Source organism: Vibrio sp. 14N.309.X.WAT.E.F5, from assembly GCF_030397615.1.
Lineage (GTDB): Bacteria > Pseudomonadota > Gammaproteobacteria > Enterobacterales > Vibrionaceae > Vibrio > Vibrio lentus.
Genome location: NZ_JAPNXR010000003.1, coordinates 117,519 through 135,656 on the forward strand (window position 1 = coordinate 117,519; position 18,138 = coordinate 135,656).

At 43.4% G+C, this 18,138-nt stretch carries 22 protein-coding genes; 13 read left to right on the plus strand and 9 right to left on the minus strand.

Annotated elements, in window-relative coordinates:
- Positions 1-8 precede the first annotated feature (8 nt).
- The 8 genes from OW495_RS04850 (at position 9) to OW495_RS04885 (ending at position 6,835) form a co-directional block, all read left to right on the plus strand.
- Positions 9-857, plus strand: a complete 849-nt coding sequence (locus OW495_RS04850) for a Cof-type HAD-IIB family hydrolase (protein ID WP_289885285.1) — start codon at positions 9-11, stop codon at positions 855-857.
- Positions 858-906: 49 nt separating this feature from the next.
- The gene (locus OW495_RS04855; RefSeq protein ID WP_009845885.1) at positions 907-1,395 is read left to right on the plus strand and encodes a YhcH/YjgK/YiaL family protein; all 489 of its coding nucleotides are present in this window, start codon (positions 907-909) and stop codon (positions 1,393-1,395) included.
- A complete protein-coding gene (locus tag OW495_RS04860) occupies positions 1,395-2,888 on the plus strand; it encodes an FGGY-family carbohydrate kinase (protein WP_289885286.1) in 1,494 nt (497 codons plus the stop codon). Before OW495_RS04855 ends, OW495_RS04860 begins: the two co-directional genes overlap by 1 nt.
- On the plus strand, positions 2,881-3,567 hold the full coding sequence (locus OW495_RS04865; RefSeq protein ID WP_102279851.1) for a 3-keto-L-gulonate-6-phosphate decarboxylase UlaD: 687 nt from the start codon (positions 2,881-2,883) through the stop codon (positions 3,565-3,567). Before OW495_RS04860 ends, OW495_RS04865 begins: the two co-directional genes overlap by 8 nt.
- A 7-nt stretch (positions 3,568-3,574) precedes the next feature.
- On the plus strand, positions 3,575-4,333 hold the full coding sequence (locus tag OW495_RS04870) for an IclR family transcriptional regulator (protein ID WP_017065667.1): 759 nt from the start codon (positions 3,575-3,577) through the stop codon (positions 4,331-4,333).
- Between the two features lie 9 nt (positions 4,334-4,342).
- Positions 4,343-5,212, plus strand: a complete 870-nt coding sequence (locus OW495_RS04875; RefSeq protein WP_102313745.1) for an L-ribulose-5-phosphate 3-epimerase — start codon at positions 4,343-4,345, stop codon at positions 5,210-5,212.
- Between the two features lie 10 nt (positions 5,213-5,222).
- Positions 5,223-5,546 carry a hypothetical protein gene (locus tag OW495_RS04880; protein WP_009845890.1) on the plus strand — a complete coding sequence of 108 codons (324 nt, stop codon included), beginning with the start codon at positions 5,223-5,225 and terminating at the stop codon, positions 5,544-5,546.
- Between the two features lie 89 nt (positions 5,547-5,635).
- Positions 5,636-6,835 (plus strand): MFS transporter, encoded by a 1,200-nt coding sequence (locus tag OW495_RS04885; protein WP_289885289.1) that lies wholly within the window; start codon positions 5,636-5,638, stop codon positions 6,833-6,835.
- 210 nt (positions 6,836-7,045) lie between these two features.
- On the opposite strand, the gene OW495_RS04890 is transcribed toward OW495_RS04885, so the two are convergent.
- From OW495_RS04890 to OW495_RS04900, 3 genes are all read right to left on the minus strand, one after another.
- Entirely contained in the window at positions 7,046-7,183 is a 138-nt protein-coding gene (locus OW495_RS04890; protein WP_012600138.1) for a hypothetical protein, read from the minus strand.
- Positions 7,184-7,420: 237 nt separating this feature from the next.
- Positions 7,421-8,092, minus strand: coding sequence for a ribulose-phosphate 3-epimerase (rpe, locus tag OW495_RS04895; protein ID WP_102307572.1), 672 nt, complete (start codon positions 8,090-8,092; stop codon positions 7,421-7,423).
- Between the two features lie 36 nt (positions 8,093-8,128).
- A complete protein-coding gene (locus OW495_RS04900; RefSeq protein ID WP_048609861.1) occupies positions 8,129-8,728 on the minus strand; it encodes a beta-phosphoglucomutase family hydrolase in 600 nt (199 codons plus the stop codon).
- A 246-nt stretch (positions 8,729-8,974) separates the two neighbouring features.
- Here OW495_RS04900 and OW495_RS04905 point away from each other — a divergent pair, with 246 nt between their 5' ends.
- Positions 8,975-9,184: a hypothetical protein gene (locus OW495_RS04905; RefSeq protein ID WP_017092753.1), complete on the plus strand. Its 210-nt coding sequence runs from the start codon at positions 8,975-8,977 to the stop codon at positions 9,182-9,184.
- 166 nt (positions 9,185-9,350) lie between these two features.
- Here OW495_RS04905 and OW495_RS04910 read toward each other — a convergent pair whose 3' ends face one another.
- The 6 genes from OW495_RS04910 to OW495_RS04935 all read right to left on the minus strand — a co-directional run bounded on the left by OW495_RS04910 (position 9,351) and on the right by OW495_RS04935 (position 14,908).
- Entirely contained in the window at positions 9,351-10,232 is an 882-nt protein-coding gene (locus OW495_RS04910; protein ID WP_076649250.1) for an L-ribulose-5-phosphate 3-epimerase, read from the minus strand.
- Between the two features lie 8 nt (positions 10,233-10,240).
- Positions 10,241-10,888 carry a 3-keto-L-gulonate-6-phosphate decarboxylase UlaD gene (locus tag OW495_RS04915; protein ID WP_289885292.1) on the minus strand — a complete coding sequence of 216 codons (648 nt, stop codon included), beginning with the start codon at positions 10,886-10,888 and terminating at the stop codon, positions 10,241-10,243.
- 4 nt (positions 10,889-10,892) lie between these two features.
- Complete coding sequence (locus OW495_RS04920; RefSeq protein ID WP_289885294.1) at positions 10,893-11,714, minus strand: pyridoxal phosphatase; 822 nt, start codon at positions 11,712-11,714, stop codon at positions 10,893-10,895.
- 112 nt (positions 11,715-11,826) lie between these two features.
- A complete protein-coding gene (locus OW495_RS04925; RefSeq protein ID WP_016787381.1) occupies positions 11,827-12,525 on the minus strand; it encodes an L-ribulose-5-phosphate 4-epimerase in 699 nt (232 codons plus the stop codon).
- A 10-nt stretch (positions 12,526-12,535) separates the two neighbouring features.
- Positions 12,536-13,003 (minus strand): PTS sugar transporter subunit IIA, encoded by a 468-nt coding sequence (locus OW495_RS04930; RefSeq protein ID WP_017092749.1) that lies wholly within the window; start codon positions 13,001-13,003, stop codon positions 12,536-12,538.
- Positions 13,004-13,069: 66 nt separating this feature from the next.
- On the minus strand, positions 13,070-14,908 hold the full coding sequence (locus OW495_RS04935; RefSeq protein WP_102299209.1) for a PTS ascorbate-specific subunit IIBC: 1,839 nt from the start codon (positions 14,906-14,908) through the stop codon (positions 13,070-13,072).
- 340 nt (positions 14,909-15,248) lie between these two features.
- Here OW495_RS04935 and ulaR point away from each other — a divergent pair, with 340 nt between their 5' ends.
- From ulaR to OW495_RS04955, 4 genes are all read left to right on the plus strand, one after another.
- Positions 15,249-16,004, plus strand: a complete 756-nt coding sequence (ulaR, locus tag OW495_RS04940) for an HTH-type transcriptional regulator UlaR (protein ID WP_052879211.1) — start codon at positions 15,249-15,251, stop codon at positions 16,002-16,004.
- 120 nt (positions 16,005-16,124) lie between these two features.
- Positions 16,125-17,192, plus strand: a complete 1,068-nt coding sequence (gene ulaG / locus OW495_RS04945) for an L-ascorbate 6-phosphate lactonase (protein ID WP_017089479.1) — start codon at positions 16,125-16,127, stop codon at positions 17,190-17,192.
- Between the two features lie 68 nt (positions 17,193-17,260).
- Positions 17,261-17,503, plus strand: a complete 243-nt coding sequence (locus OW495_RS04950; protein WP_017089480.1) for a hypothetical protein — start codon at positions 17,261-17,263, stop codon at positions 17,501-17,503.
- Between the two features lie 168 nt (positions 17,504-17,671).
- Positions 17,672-18,133, plus strand: coding sequence for a hypothetical protein (locus OW495_RS04955; RefSeq protein WP_017108894.1), 462 nt, complete (start codon positions 17,672-17,674; stop codon positions 18,131-18,133).
- The last annotated feature ends 5 nt before the right edge of the window (positions 18,134-18,138 follow it).

Consider the following 18,138-nt stretch of genomic DNA (forward strand, 5'->3'; position numbering starts at 1 on the left):
CCTCGCACATGCATAAGTCATCACCGCATAAATTGGATAAGCATAAGCTTCTGGCGTTAGATCTCGATGGGACGGTGCTCAACTCGCAACACACGATTAGCCAAGAGTTAGTCGAAGCCATCAAGCAAGTCGCTCAACACACTCATGTGGTTATCGTTACGGGCCGCCATCATGTCGCGGCAAAACCTTATTACGATCAGCTTGGTTTATCGACTCCAATAATTTGTTGCAATGGCACTTACATCTTTGATTACCAGAACGATACGGTCATTCAAGAAAACGCCATAGACAAAGAAATTGCGGCTGAGTTTATCACCCTATCTCAAGCTCATGATCTGAAGATGGTGATGTATGTGCGTGATGCAATGCTCTACTCGAGAGCACGCCCTATTGAATACATGGAAGCGCTACTGACGTGGTCTCAAACCTTTCCAGAAAGCCAGCGACCAAACATTCAAAAAGTCGACGACTTCCAACATGAAGCACAAGTTTCAGAGTATGTGTGGAAGTTTGTCGTTGAAGGTGAAGTAAACACATTCGCAGAGATTCCTTTTGTGAAAGAGAACTTCAACGGCGAACGATCTTGGATTGATCGTGTCGATTTCGCAGCAACAGGTAATAGCAAAGGCAATGCCTTGACTCGCTACATTGAGCCGCTCGGTATCAGCCTAGAGCAGTGTGTCGCGATTGGTGATAACCACAATGACATTTCGATGCTTAAAGCAGCAGGACTTGGCATCGCAATGCAAAATGCAGATGACACCGTAAAAAGCTCAGCCAACCTGATCACGCCTAAAAACAATGACGATAAGACAGGGTTAGCGACACTTTTACAAGACCTATTTAGCGCCCATTAATTTAAAGCATTGGCTTTATTAAGCTGTTTATATTTAAAGAGAATTTTTTATGTTAGTCGGAAATACTCAACCTACGCAGATCAGTAAGTCGTACCCTGTCGTTATTCAAAACGTGCTTGAGTACTTGAACAGTCTCGACCAAGAAAAACTCGCATTAGGTCGCCATGAACTCCCTGGTTTTGATTCAAAACAGGCATGGTTTGTTGTATTGGAATATGACAAAGAGCCTCTAGGAAACTTCCAACCTGAAGTCCATAAATACCATTCTGACTTGCAGATCATTCTCGAAGGTTCTGAAGTCATGGCATGGGCTATAGACACTGGCGAACACAGCAACGCACAACCTTATAACCAAGAACGTGACCTCCAATTCTACGAATATCCGGGGATTGAATTGAGCTTCATCCATGCAAAACGCAATCAATTTTACTTGTTCACGCCAAATATCGTGCACATCACCAATATTGAAAATGATGACAGCCAACCAGTAAGAAAACTGGTGGTGAAGATTCACAACGATTTACTGGAAGCCAAATAATGAATTACTACATTGGAATTGATTCTGGCGGCACTTTTATGAAAGCCGCGTTGTTTAACGCAAAAGGTGAACAACAAGGTCTTGCCCGCGTATCGGCGAGCGTCATCAACGAAAAACAAGGTTGGGTAGAACGCGACCTAAACGCACTATGGGGTAACGCTGTCGATGTCATTAAGCAGCTTTTAGAGACCACAAAAGTAGAACCGACCTCTATCAAAGGCTTGAGCATTTCAGCCCAAGGCAAAGGCGTTTACCTTCTTGATAAAGAGGGACAAAACCTCGGCCACGGTATTATGTCTTCTGACTCGCGTTCACTGCCTATCGTTAAAGAGTGGCTAGAACAGGGTAAAGCAAAAGAGATCTATCCAACCACACTGCAAACACTGTGGACAGGTCACCCTGTATCGATTATTCGCTGGATCAAAGAAAACGATGCCGAACGATACAACAACATTGGCGCAGTGATGATGTCTCACGACTACCTTCGATATCGCTTAACGGGCGAAGTCGCAGCAGAACTGACCAATATTTCAGAAAGTAATTTTTTCAACTCCATCACTGGTGAGTATGACAAAGCACTTCTGGAAACCTTTGGCATCGAAGAAATTTGGGATGCTCTACCACCCGTTGTAAAACCTCAACAGCAAGCAGGGAAAATCACTGCGGCCGTTGCTAATGAAACCGGACTAGCAATAGGTACGCCGGTGTTCGGCGGTTTGTTTGATGTGGTATCAACAGCGATCTGTTCTGGAATCAACTCTTCTGAAGATACTCTGAATTACGTGATGGGCACATGGGCGGTCACGTCTGGTATTTCAAAGCAAGTAACGCAAGAAAGCCACAATTTTGTTTACGGCCATTACGCCGTCGATAACGAATACATCATTCACGAAGCGAGCCCAACTTCTGCTGGTAATTATGAATGGTTCGCCGACTACCTTGGTGAAAATGGCCAGATTAACCACCAGCAAAATCAAGCGTTAGTCGAAGCATTAGATCCGGCATCAAGCAGTATCTACTTTGTGCCATTCCTTTACGGTTCAAACCAAGGGCTTGGACTAAAGTCAGGCTTCTATGGTCTGCAATCGCACCATACTAAAGGGCACCTAATTCAAGCCATTTGGGAAGGCATTTTATTCTGTCACAACATTCACCTAGAACGTATGCGTCAGCGTTTTCCAAAAGCCAACATACTAAAAGTGACAGGCGGCCCTGCATCTAGCCCTGTATGGATGCAAATGCTGGCTGACCTTACCGGCATGGCCGTTGAAATATCAGACGTGGATGAAACCGGCTCATTAGGTGCCGCAATGATGGCAATGGTGGGCGCAGGTGAATTCGCTTCATTAGAAGAATGTACTCAAACCATCACTAATTCTGCGTCACGTGTCGAACCGAATCCTGAACACTACGATATATACCAAAAGAAATATAAGCACTATCAAAGACTGGTGCAGTTGTTTAAACAATTTGAGGATGAAATGCATGCCTAACACTGTATTAAAAGCATCTAAGCCCCTGTTCAAATCACCGAAGCCGTTGCTACAAATGGCACTTGATGCGACAGACATCGACACAGCATTAGCCTCAATAGAGCATGTTGCAGATAAGTTAGATGTGATTGAAATCGGGACGATTTTAGCCTTCGCTCATGGCGTAGACAGCGTAAGAATCCTACGAGAAAAATACCCAAATCACATCATTGTCTGTGACATGAAAATCACCGATGCCAGCGCCATTTTAACGCGTCTGGCGATGGATGCCGGCGCTAACTGGGTAACAGTAAGTGCAGCAGCACACATCGAAACTATTCGTTCAGCGAAGAAAGTAACGGATGAATTCGACGGCGAAGTGCAAATTGAGCTGTATGGACACTGGACAATGGAAGATGCGCAAGCTTGGGTCGACATGGGCATTAAACAAGCAATTTATCACCGTTCTCGTGATGCGGAACTTGCTGGTGTGAGCTGGACCGAAGAAGATTTGATAAAAATGCAGAAATTATCGGATATTGGAATTGAACTATCCATTACTGGTGGTATTGTTCCTGACGATCTGCATTTGTTTAAGAATCTGTCTGCAAAATCGTTTATTGCTGGCCGAGCGTTAGCTGGTAGCAATGGACGTGACATCGCAGAAAACTTCCATACTGAAATAGGTAAACACTGGTAGCACATATATGAGTGAGCAAATTAAATCGTTGTCTAAAGCACTGACCGTATTGGAATTCCTTGGGAATTATCCTAATGGCGTTTCGCTACAAAAAGTGTCTGAAGGGACTGGCTTCAACAAGTCATCTGTCCACCGTATTTTAGCAACGTTTGAAGCCTCTGGTTATGTTGCTCAAATGTGTTCAGGTAAAGAATATCGCTTAACAATGAAGTTGGTTCAGCTTGGACACGCTGCTATCAACTCTGATGTCACTGGCACCGTTAAGCCATACCTATCTGAGCTACTCGACGATGTGAATGAAACGGTTAACTTCCTCTCTTTTGATGCTGACAACATCATTTTTAAAGACAAGTTTGAACCCGTTAATTCTTCCTTTAGAACTCGAACCTACGTAGGGCTGCATTCTCCAATGTACTGCTCAGCGGCAGGCAAATGTTACCTAGCATTTAGCTCTGACAGCGTTCGAGAAACCTATTGGAAACGCAATGTCAGCACAATGAAGCCGTTAACTGAAAACACGATTCTCGACAAGTCTCAGTTTTTTGGTGTTCTCGATAAAATTAAGAGCCGTGGCTATGCGCTCGATGATGAAGAGAACGAAGCAGGTATTTCTTGTGTTGCTGTCCCTATTTTTGACAAGAACAATTCTCCTGTATACGCGGTTAGCGTCTCTTCGCTTACGCCAAAAATGAAAGCTCTCGGCTACGAAGAAATTGCTAGCAGAATTCAAGACATAACAACGCGTATAGAACAACAACTCTTTTAAGGAAAAAGAATGTTTGATTCTAAAAACAAATTCAGATTAGGTATTTACGAAAAAGCGATGCCAACCACCCTTTCATGGGAAGAGCGTTTGATTCACGCTAAAGAAGCTGGCTTCGACTTTGTAGAAATTTCAGTGGATGAAACCGATGAGCGACGTGCTCGTTTAGATTGGTCAGACGAAGAAATTTATGAGCTTCGCCGTCTATGTGAAAAGCACCAAATGCCTTTCCAATCAATGTGCCTAAGCGCACACCGTAAGTTTCCGTTTGGCTCAATGGATGATGCTATTCGCACTGAATCACTGATCATCATGGAAAAAGCGATTTCATTGGCTTACAAGCTTGGTATTCGCTGTATTCAAATGGCGGGCTACGATGTGTATTACGAACCGCAATCGGCTGAAACTCACGCTCGCTTCATTGAAGGCATGCAACAAGCCACCAAAATGGCAGAACGTGCAGGCATCATGTTAGGTGTGGAGATCATGGATACTCCGTACCTCAACTCATTAAGTAAGTTTGAAGTGCTTAAGCGCGAGATCCCATCACCTTACTTCATGGCTTACCCAGATGTCGGTAATATTTCTGGTTGGAACTACGACGTGTGTACCGAACTAAAGCTAAGCCGTGATCACCTAGTACAAGTGCACCTAAAAGATACACTGCGAGTTTCAGAAACCTGCAAAGGCCAGTTCCGAGATCTTGTTATAGGCGAAGGCCAAGTCGACTTCCCAGCTATTTTCAAAACACTCGCTGAAATTGATTACAGCGCGCCATTAGTGATTGAAATGTGGGCTCAAAATGACAACTGGTTCGAAGATATCAAACAAGCAAAAGCAACGTTGAAATCTATCGCTAACCAATCTGGCTTTGAACTGTAAGGAGACGACCATGACAATTTTTCGCACCGCTTTTTTTGAAGCCGATTTAACTGAAGAACAAAAACAAGACTTCTACCAATACATGGAAAATGAAGTCGCGCCTATTATTCGCACATTTCCGAATAACCAAGGGTTAACGCTGAATAAGCCTGAAGCGATTGAAGCTGAAAGCCATAAGAACTTACTACTGATGATGCAGCACAGTTACGAGAACGAGTCAGCAATGGCTGCTGCTTTAGATTCTGAGCAACGAATCAAAAGTATGCATGCGACCAAAGTGATTATTGAGAAGTACAACATTCATGTTCATCACATCAATTTTGTTCGTGATTAACAGCTTAATAGGCAATACACCGTAAAGTCTCAATCGAAAAGCAGAAGATCATCTTCTGCTTTTTTTATCGCTATCAATAAGGAATCACGATGAGAGTATTCCCGTTAAAAGATGCCCCACTGGTCTTACTGTCTCTGATCTTTTTTATCTGGGGTTTAATTACCGTTTCAAGTAACTCGCTAATTCCACATTACAAAGAAGCTTTCTCTCTCGATTATAAAATGGCGATGCTATTTCCCATGGCCTTTTTTATCACCCGAATTACGGTGTCGCTTCCAACGTCATTTGTCATGGCAAAAATTGGCTATAGAACTACGCTGAAGTTCTGCTTGATATGGTGCCTTCTGGGCTGTCTAACCATGGCATATTTAGTACGAGGAGAAGAGCTTGTTCCAACACTCATCGGGATCTTATTGATGGCCTCAGGTGTGTCAGCAATTCAAGTAGTGAGTTCACCTTACGTATCACTACTCTCGACACCCGATAAGAGTGTTATACGCCAAAGTGTGGCAACAGCATCTAACTCCGTTGGTACTGTGCTTGGTCCGCTAGTACTTACCGCTGTCATTCTCGTGGCTACAAGTTTTAACGTCGACAACACCGCCCATCAAGTTTCGTTTCTGTTCTTACTCATCGCCCTGTTCTTTTTCGGCTTACTGGTATTTTTTAGCAAAATGACGCTTCCAGATATCAAACCAAAACAGATAACTGGCTTTTGGCGAGGGTTAAGGCTTCTAATTAAAAATCAGCAGTTTATGAAATTAGCGTTGGTACTGTTGTTGTACATCGGTGTAGAGGTCAGTTTTGGTACTTTTACTATTGCGTATCTTGCCGACCAGCAATATGGCGACCTTGGTTTGGTCTTCGCAACACAGATCATTGCTCTTTATTGGGTATTAATGTTTGTTGGAAGAGTGTTATTCGCCAAGTTTGGAAACACTGTAAACAAGCACTATCTCTTCTCACTGTCTTGCGTTATTGCCGCTTTGATTAGTGCCGTTGCGGTCTATCAAAATTATGTTTGGATTGGCTATTTGATGCTTGTCGTAGGGCTATGTAATTCTGCGCTCTACCCTATCATTTACGCACAAGCGCTACATGCATCAGGTAAGCAAAACTCACAAGGGGCAGCAATTCTCATTATGTGTTCAATTGGAGGGATTGTTTTACCATTCGTACAGGCGAGTTTGATTGATGAGCTTTCGTTGAGCACGAGTTATATTGCGCCCGCATTAGCGTATGTATTAATGATAGTTTTGTACTGGTCTAGTTTAAAGCATCGTGTTTAAACTGTTGGTTTAGAGAGGTAACTTGGTTTAGTCAATCACTTGATTCAGTAACTAAGTCGATGACTAAAAGTCGGCCTGATTGGCCTAGAAGATAGAGAAAGTGAACTGGAGAAAGATAAGGAAATGAATTTGGTGCTTCTGACGTTAGTTTGAATCAGTGAGTGGCTAATCACCACCACTGATCACACTTAACGCGGGTTATTTAAGAAATTAAACCCAAGCAGAAGCAACAAGTAGGATAATTGCACCCATGATAACGGTAGACTTAGCAAAAAATAGAACTTCATTCATTACTGAAGGTTTTGCTAGTGATACGTTGTTTTCATTCGTGATTACTGTAGCGTTCATACTGTGTTCTCATCGTTATGTGATCTGAGGTCAATTTTGCGCCGTTATGTGACCAAAGTCAATAATAACTGTAGTTTTATTACACAATGAAAAAGCTATAACTGAAGAGAACTCCAACAACGCAACCTCCCTTACTCCACGGGGTTTTTCATTAAATCAACATCTATTAGATACAAAAAAGCCCGAAGCCTGATACACAGAACACTTCGAGCCTTTATACAGCAGTCGATACACTACTTAATTCAATTGAGCTAACTCCGCTCGCATTGAATCGATAGCTTGTTGATAATCTTCACTATCAAAAATAGCAGAGCCCGCAACGAACATATCGGCACCCGCTTCAGCAATCTCTTTTATGTTGTTAACTTTCACACCACCGTCGACTTCTAAACGAATATTTCGGCCTGATTCATTAATGCGCGATCTGATTGACCGCAGCTTATCAAGCGTGGCAGGGATAAAAGATTGACCACCGAAACCTGGGTTAACCGACATAACCAATATCAAGTCAACCTTATCCATGATGTAATCAAGGTAGCTCAATGGCGTTGCAGGGTTTAATACCACACCAGCTTGGCAACCGTGCTCTTTAATTAGCTGCAAAGTACGATCGATGTGCTCTGAGGCTTCGACATGAAAAGTAATCATAGTCGCACCTGCTTTAGCGAACTCTGGTACCAGTTGATCCACAGGCTTCGCCATTAAATGCACATCTATCGGCGCTGTAATTCCATAATCCCGCAGTGCCTTTAATACTGGCGCACCAAAAGTCAGGTTAGGGACATAGTGGTTATCCATAACATCAAAATGAATAACATCAGCTCCAGCCGCGAGAACGCGTTCTACATCCTCACCAAGACGCGCCAAATCAGCAGAAAGAATCGAAGGTGCGATAAGATATTGTTTCATTTTATTCCTAGTTATTTTTGTATCGTTAAATTCTATTTAGCTCGCTGGAACAAATTTAGTTATCTGCCCGTTTTCAACCATGTAGCAATCCATGCCTGCCGATGTCGCTGCGTGCTGGCCTATAATCGTATCTTCAAACACCACACAATCGCTCGGTTCAAGCTCTAACTGGCTAGCGACTTTCAGAAAAGTATCTGGGTTAGGTTTGTGATTTTCTACGTCATCGGAAGTCACAATCGTACGTATCATTGATGGGATATCGGTCGTCTTTAAAATCGCCCTTGCATGCTTGGCTTGAGCACCAGTGCCGATGCCTATCTTTTTCAACTGATACTGTTGCTGTAAGAGTGCGTATGTCTCTGGAATAACATCCCCTTTGTGCTCAATGGCTTCAAAGTTGGCAATTTTGTCCGAAGTAATTTGTTGAGCATCAAGAGTTAGATCGTAACGCTTAAGGATCTCTTGAGTCACTTTTCGCGATGGCATCCCACCAAGTTGATCGAGCCACTCTTTGTCGTAGGGAATACCAAACTTCTGACAAGTTTGTTCCCATGCATGAGCGTGTGCCACCATAGAATTGACCAGAGTCCCATCGAGATCAAAAATAATTCCTTTATATTTATCTAACTTTGGCATCGTCAATCTCTCATATTGTTTTGAGACTCATACTACTAATCACCATACATAAAACCTATTCATGATCGCCTTAATATGATCTTATTCAACAATCCGACAATTAAACGAATTGATGCAATAAAAGCCGTTGTTTTACTATTGAAATCATATTTTGAGCACATCTCACCCATTTTTACTTAAACCAAGTAGAGTTGCATAAATTGAAGATGATATAGTCCACGAAAATCAAATACCTTGGACACGACCATGCATTCTAGCGACATCATCAAATTGGCAAATTTAGGCGTTAATATCGAAATTTCAAAAGACTCTTCATTGCATCCTTCTGATGCCTTGGAAGTGGTAAAGATTGTTGCTGAAATCGGTAGCCAAATCATCATCAAGAAGAAATACCACACGGACTACCTGATTCAGATGGCTGAAGTGGGCCGTGATCATGTGACGATCGCTGTTTAAACACTGTAGCTATTGCGAAATTGACATAACTTCTGCTGCTTTAAATAGCTTAAAGTGCCGAGTTGATATAAAAATGCAGCATATTGGGGGCAATATGCTGCATTTTCTCTTTTCGTTAGGAGCATCGAGAACGCAAAGAGAAACCCGTTAATCATTCTAGGTAGAGTTAGTGGTCAAACAATCTCGGAACACCCGTTTGCACACAAACATCATTCAGTCGTTTTTGTGCCGTGAGAATATTCTCTTTCCAACGTTCATCTTGAGCCCACATCTCGATCACGAGTGGTACAACGCACTCAGTCTCTTTCAACGTTTCAAAAATAGCATTGAAGTCAACTTCGCCATCACCAATCACTAAGTCTCGAAACTGCCCTTTGTACTCGTCAGTCACTTTATAAGTGTCTTTGAGGTGGATTTGAGTGATATGAGGCTTACTCAGTTTTAGCTCAGTCACTATGTCGTAATTCCAACCAGAAATATTACCCACATCCGGATACGCCGTGAAATACGGTGAATTGACTTCGCGACTCAGCACTTCGAACTTACTTAAAGAGTTCAAGTAATCGGTGTCCATAATTTCCACAGCAAGCATTACGCCTGATCTTTCCGCCAACTGCGCCGAAAGCTTCATTCCTTCAATGAACCTCTGGTGAGTCACTTTATCCGCAGGTTCGTAGTAAACGTCATAGCCAGCCAGTTGGATGGTACGAATACCCAACTTATAAGCCAACGAGATCGCTTTCTCCATATGGATAACCGCTTGTTCACGAATCGCCGGATCTGCTGAACCGAATGGGAACTTACGATGCGCGCTTAAACACATGGACTGCAACGGTACGCCGTGCTTTTCACAAAGACGACGCAAGGCATACACTTCTTCGTCATTCCAATCTAATCGGCTGCGACGCTCGTCTGATTCGTCTACCGATATCTCTAGAAAATCAAAGCCGAGTTCTTTGGTTTGCTTAAGTTTATCTTCCCAGCTGAGTTCGTTAGGTAGAGCCTTCTCATAAAGCCCTACACGGTGGCGTAACAGGTTTTGATACATAACGCCTCCTAGTTCCAGTAGCGATCGATCTGAGCTTTTAGTGCTTCTGCTGTCTCTTTACCTTTGTCACCCGCAAGTGCGCGACCTGCGATAAAGGTTTTCGCCTTAATGCCTTCAAATAGGTATAGGTCTTCAGGCACGATGCCACCTGTGATAGAAAGCTCGATGCCCATTTCAGACAATGCACGCATCTTCACGAGATCTTCTTCAGTCCAGCCCACACCAGCCAATTCAGCGTCGCGAGAACGGTGATAGATAGCTTGAGAGATACCTAGGCCGACCCAAGATTGAGCGTCGTCCATTGTCCAGTTACCGTAGATTTCGATTTGGATTTCACCGTTAAATTCATCAGCGACTTTCTTACATGCACCAATGGTTGCGATGTGTGCAGCAGCAGAAACGGTAATCCAATCAGCGCCCGCTTCGAATGCCATACGAGCCAAAATAGCACCGCCATCGGTAGTTTTCATATCGCATACAAGGATATGGTCTGGGTGGTTTTTACGAAGCGTAGAAACCGCCGTCATGCCTTCTGCGAAAGCCAAAATAGTGCCCACTTCAATCACATCAACGAAGCTTTCAACGTTGTTTGCCACTTCAATTGCTGCAGGAAGATTTGTTTGGTCTAGGGCGATCTGAATCATTGGTTTAGTCATGTTGTTATCCTTTAATTTGTTCACGTATTAGACGGGCTAAGCCATCATGGTTGTTATCTGTTGAGCACACGCATTGAACGTGTGACTTGACGATGTCATCAGCATTGAGCATCGCTACGCCTAACCCGGCGTACTTGAGCATGGAAATGTCGTTATGGTTATCACCGACGGCAATGACGTCATCGGCGTGATAACCGAGTTCTGCGATGTATTCAGCAAGGCGTAGGCCCTTACTGTTACCTTTTGCAGCAAAGTCGATTCGGTTTGACCAAGAACGCTCACCGTTGAAGTTCTCTTCTATCCATGGGTGTTTCATTAAACGGTCTACTGAGTCTTGGCTACCTTCCACCACAAACTTCCAAACGTGTTCAGCTTGCTGAGCCGTTTCAATGAATGATTCCACTTGGTAAATTTGAGGGCGATGTTGCTCTGGTGCCGTTTCTGCCCAACTTTCCAATGCCAACATGTAGGCAAATAGGTTGTAGTGTGAGTACGTCATGGCATGCGTGATGTACATGACCATTTTGAGCTGAAACTCTTCTGCCATATCGATGAAGGTCAGTGCTTTGTCTTTATCTATCGCGTTTTGAGTCAATACCGTTTCAGTTTGATAGTCATAAACATAAGTGCCGTTACAGCAAATGATTGGCGTATCTAACCCCAATTCGTAGTAATAAGGTCGTGCTGCTGTGTGGTGTCGACCAGTCACAATCACGACATGACAACTTTGTTTGGCTTCTTGGATCGCCTTTTTCAGTTCTGGATGAATCGTGTGATCATCCTTTAACACGGTTCCATCGAGATCTAACGCCAGCACTTTATACATAGAGTCCTCTCACTTATTCCCTGAAGTCGGGCCTAATCAATATTGAAACTACTTAGTAGTCGAAGCTCGTTAAGCGGCTTACTTAAACGGCTTATTTAAACAAAAAGCCGATTTACTGTTGGCCGTAATAAGCATTTTCACCGTGCTTACGTAAGTAGTGTTTGTCGGATAGTTCTGGCTGAATTTTGATGCCGCTATTCAAGGTGCGCGTTGCCAACGCCATTGCAGAAACTTCTTCTAATACCACCGCGTTGTGAACCGCATCGTTGGCGTCTTTGCCCCAAGAGAAAGGCGCATGTCCTGCAACAATAACGCTGGGAACGGCCATTGGATCGATTCGACGCTGCTTGAACTCTTCAATGATCACCAAGCCAGTATTTTTCTCGTACTCTTCAGCAATTTCAGAGTGAGACAATCGACGTGTACATGGGATGTCACCGTAGAAATAGTCCGCATGAGTAGTGCCCAAGGCTGGAATATCGATACCGGCTTGTGCCCAAATTGTGGCACTGCGTGAATGCGTGTGAACAATGCCACTGACCTCAGGGAAAGCTTTGTAAAGCTCTAAATGAGTTGCGGTATCACTTGAAGGATTAAGTTTCCCTTCAACAATGTTGCCTTCTAGATCGACGACCACCATATCTTCAGCTGTCATATCGCAGTATTCGACACCCGATGGCTTAATCGCTATCACGCCATTAGTACGGTCAAACTCAGAGACATTGCCCCAAGTGAATGTCACCAAACCATACTTCGGAAGCTGCAAATTGGCTTCTAAGACGCGTTGTTTCAGTTGGCTATATTTAGACATAGTTGTCTCCTTACGCTGCTTCCGCTTGCAGTAACGCAGCATCAATTAAACGCGCCACTTCTTCTGGGCTTTTGCATGCGCGAAGTTTTGAGAAGTCTTCATCGAATTCAATTAAGTTCGCCACTTGCATCGTACCTTCGATGTGCTCCTCTGAATCCTTACCCGCTAGCGTGATCAGTACATCAACAGGCTCATCAACACCTTCAAAAGTAATCGGGGTTTCCAGCACGGTTAACGCAAACCCGGTACGAATCACACCATCTTCAGGGCGGCAATGAGGCAGAGCGAACGCATCGTGAATACAGATATAAGGGCCTTCTTCACCAATCGCTTTGGTAATCGCGTCGTAGTAACGCTCTTCAGCAACACCGGCTTTAACCAATGCGTCAGTACCTAGCTTGATCGCCGCTTTCCAGTCAGTTGCTTTTGCGTTCAGTAGGATAGAGTTATTCTTGATAAGAGATTCTTTTAAGTTCATGTTATTGCTCACTTATATAATTGTTTTTATTGGCTCAGTAATTCGATACCACTGAGCCGTTTATCATTATTTGTGGAAGTTGTTCTCGATGATGGAAACAAGCTCGTCGCCGAAAGTTTTCACCATAATCATGTTCTTAACCGCTAACTGTTGCTTACCTTCCGGCAGACCCGTGATCTTCGCTGCAAGAGCAACCGAAGTAACGATGATGTCGAATGAACCAAGGTGCGATTTGTAATCAGTGATAGCGCTGTTAAAGGTCGAGCTTGGGATGCCTTTCTTGTCTAAGTACTCTTTGATTTTCTTAGAGCACATCATTGAAGAACCTTGCCCTGAACCACAGCACACTAAGACACGGACTGGTTTCTGATCAGCTGCTGGTGAGACTCGATTTTCGGATGTTGTAGAAGCTGTCGTTGCAGAAGCAGATGGTGCTTGAGCAGTTGCTGTCGATTGTTGTGGAACCGCGACTTCAACCTCAATGCCTTCAGGTGTTACTGCGGTCATTGTTTCAGCGGCAGCTTCTGCGTCTTCTTCAGCTCGTAGTTGCTTAGAAGCGAAGAACATGTAGACACCAGCCAGAGCCAAAATCACAAAGAAGAACATGCTAGAGCTTGAGATACCTTGCATGATAGGTGGGAATACCAGAGCCCAGTCAGCCATACCCATCCAGCCGTTAAACTCAGTACCAGATTGAGCAAAGATGTGGATTGCCCAAGCAGAACCAACCACTTCGATGATGCCCATCACGAAACAAATCTTCATTACTGCTTTCCAGCCACCAAAGTGGTTAGCAAACACGCCGATGGTTGCGTTCGAGAAGAACATTGGAATAAAGCCAGGGATGATCATGATTGGTGCGTCAAACGCTAACATTGCAAGAACAGCGGTGAATTGACCAACCGCACCCCACATGAAGCCGAACACCATTGCGTTTGGAGAGTATGCGTAGATAGCTGCACAATCGATTGCTAACACAGCGTTAGGAATAAGACGTTGAGAAATACCGTTAAAGGCCTCGGACAATTCCGCTACGAACATACGAACGCCGGTGACGATAACTTGAATCGCTACTGCGAATTTCAAACCCGTTTCGAAAATGTAGATAAACCAGTGTGTTTTACCTGCCATGTCTTGAAGGTTATCAAGACCAAACGAAAGAAGAATGATGCCAAAGAAAGCCGTCATTACGAGCGTTGTCGCTGCAATGCTATCGTGGAAAATGTGTAGCCATTTAGGCAGTTTAATGTGGTCGACGCTGTCATTCTTGTCGCCAAGCTTAGGAGCAACCTTGGTTGCTATCCATGACGCAAACTGTTGTTGGTGACCTATAGAGAAACCCGCTCCGCCAGTCACTTCTTGAGTGGGCTTGAACATGATGTTTGACGAGATACCCCAGTACAACGCCATCAATATTGCAGAATAGATGATGGTTTCCCACATACCTGCACCAAGCACGAAGTAGAAAACAGCAATGAGGCCAGCTTGCTGGAACATGATATGTCCCGTCAGCATGATGGTTCTGATACCAGTAATACGGCGGAAGGCAACAAGTAGAATGTTGAGCCCAAGTGCCATTAATACGGCATAACCAACCCAAGAGTAATTGTCGCCCATAGTTTCCATGGTGGACATCATGGATGTGTACGGGTCAATCACCGACCCTGTCAATCCATGTATTTCACTCATTTTCTCGATAACCGGTTTAAAACCCGCTACCAATGTTCCTGCACCTACCTGCACTATCATGAAACCAACGATGGTTTTAATAGAGCCGGAGATAATAGTTGTTGCGTCACGCTTGAGTAGAATGTAACCCAGACAAGTAACAAGACCGAGTAGCAACGGTGCTTTGGTCATTACCTGACTGTAAAAAATATAGAAAATATCATATAAGAATTCCATATCTTTACCCCTGATTAATTTTTAATTTTAATGGTATGTAGGATGTGATGATGTCTAGTTTTGCTCACGAACTAGACTTTACCAATCAAAAGTAATCATTCAATGCTCACTTGTGATTACTTTGATTTATATCAATTAACCACACCCAGAATGCGCCTAATTGAGCTTCGGATCACATCAAAAAACAACAAATAAAATAAAATCAATGACTTATAAATCATTGTGATTAAGATCTAGTTTTTATAGCAATGTGGTTTGACAATCATGATGGTGATTATTAGAATCAAAACAAATCAAAAGTAATCATCAAATTGTCACAACGACATAAAGAGTGATAAATATGAATGAAGTACAAAGACATAACGGCATCGTGTCGCTATTAGAAGATATGCAGACAATAAACGTCTCACATATTATTGATAAATTTAGTGTTTCACCTGCTACTGCAAGACGTGACATCGCTAAATTAGATGAAGTTGGCCGACTTAGAAAAGTTCGAAATGGCGCTGAACGAATAGAGAATCAGAAGAGAAAGTGGTCACCACTCAATATCAACAGCACTGAGTTTTATGAAGAGAAAGCTGAGATTGCGCAAGCAGCAGCTGGACTTTGCGAGGCTGGAGATACAGTTGTGATCAACTGTGGTTCTACTGCGTTCCTACTTGGACAACAGTTATGTGGGGAAGATGTACAGATCGTAACGAACTACTTCCCACTCGCAAGTTACTTGATCAACGAAGATCATGATGATGTCATCATCATTGGCGGTCAATACAACAAAGCACAGAACATCTTTTTAAACCCAGCACCTAATTCATTAGGTGGTTATGCCGGAAACTGGATGTTTACCTCAGGTAAAGGCTTAACCGATGCAGGGCTCTACAAAGCCGACATGTTAACCGCAGTCGCCGAGCAGCAAATGCTTGAACAGGTCGATAAACTCGTTGTTGTTGTCGACAGTTCAAAGGTTGGACAACGTACCGGAATGCTCTTTTGCAGCACTAAACAAATAGACATCGTCATCACTGGTAAAGATGCCAACCCCGAAGTCGTCAAGCGGATTGAAGCTCAAGGGACGCAAGTCATCCTAGTTTAAATCGAAGGGCTAACTAGCCCACCAATAATAATAAATTTAGCTCAGTGCCTTAATCAAAATTAAGGCGCTCGGCTCCCTACATCCAAAATTAATCAAATTATTGAAATAAAAGGTATTATCATGAGCAACGTAAACGAAATCACTCGCGAGTCTTGGATCCTAAATACATTCCCTGAGTGGGGCACATGGTTAAATGAAGAGATCGAGCAAACCGTCGTGCAACCGAATACATTTTCTATGTGGTGGCTTGGCTGTACAGGTATTTGGCTAAAATCAGAAGGTGGTGCAAACCTATCAATGGACTTCTGGTGTGGTACTGGTAAAAAAACACAAGCTGTTCAAAAAATGAAAAACCAGCACCAAATGATGCGTATGGGCGGTGTTGAAGCACTTCAGCCAAACCTACGTACTGCAATCTTCCCATTGGACCCTTTCGCTATTAAAGAGATCGATGCGGTTATGGCATCTCATGATCACGGCGACCACATTGACATCAACGTTGCTGCAGCCGTTCTACAAAACTGTGGCGAGCACGTTAAATTCATTGGTCCTAAAGCGTGTGTTGATTTATGGATGAAATGGGGCGTGCCAGAAGATCGTTGTGTTATCGCGAAAGTTGGCGACGAGATTAAGATCAAAGACGTCAATATTAAGGTTCTTGATGCATTCGACCGTACTGCACTTGTAACACTTCCTGAAGGCACTTCTTCTTTAGACACAGATATCTTAGGTGGCATGGACGATCGTGCAGTGAACTACCTAGTAGAAACGACAGGCGGTTCAGTTTACCACTCTGGTGATTCTCACTACTCAAACTACTACGCTAAGCACGGTAATGACCACAAGATCGACGTTGCACTGCTTTCTTACGGTGAGAACCCACGTGGCGTGACTGACAAAATGACATCTTCAGACATTTTACGTGCCGCTGAATCTTTGGATTGTGAAGTCGTGGTTCCTTTCCACCACGATATCTGGGCTAACTTCCAAAATGACCCACGTGAAATTGAAATGCTGTGGAACATGAAGAAAGAACGTCTGCAATACGGCTTCGCACCTTTCTTCTGGCAAGTCGGTGGCCGATACACTTACCCTACAGATAAAGGTCGCATGCACTACCAACACTTCCGCGGCTTTGCAGATATCTTTAAAAATGATCCAGAACTGCCATACCGCGCATTCTTGTAATCATTAAGATCAACATTATCTAGGGAGCGATTCGCTCCCTTTTTTAATCATCGAATAAGGATATTGATATGGTATTGCGTGAGTTCAAAAACCACTTTAGTCGTGGCGACCTTAAAGCCGCAATTGGTGTCGTTTCACCAGGAGCCAATGGTTATTACTTAATGGTGAAGAGTAACAAATGGGGCGTGAACAGTTTTCTCGAGTCCGACAGAAAGATGCAACCTAGAGTGTTTAAGACTCAACAGGCGTTGTTGAACGCGGCAAAAGCGATCGGCTTCCCTTATCACTCCATTGATATTCAACATTTGTAATCACGTATCTAGAGACTTGATATCAAGCGTTCCAGACTTGATTACCCGCTCCGAAACATTCCCTTATCCACTCGACAAAAATAATTCTTACAATTAAGCGTTTATATTCATTAATAATATTGTCATCAGACGGCATAATGGTCACAAATCCCTTCAGCGAGTCTGGTTATGTTCTACAAGTACCTTTTGCCATTGGCTTTACCACTTACTTTTGTGCTTCCTGCACAGGCGGAAACATTTAATAAGCGAATGGAACGTATCAGACAAGAAAATGCGCTTGCGAAAACCATGACGGATACGCAGGTCAAATTGATACAAAAAGTAGTGCAAACCAACCACTGCGCTAAGGTGGCATTAACTCATCACCAACGTATTTTAGGTCAATACCAAGTTGAGACATCCTCTTCCGAGTTGTTCGTCAAATGGCGTAAACTTGGCAAGCAACTAGACAAAAAATATGAGACCGATTACCCCGGTTATCCAAAGCATGTTTTTCAAGAATATCCGGCAGCCTCAAGCAAAGTCGATGGTTATTTATTTGCATTGATCGACAACGGTTTAAACGAACAATCTTGGATCGCCAAAGAGTTCAAACAGTGTAAAAGCAACAAGCTGATTTCAAGAACTTAAGCTCG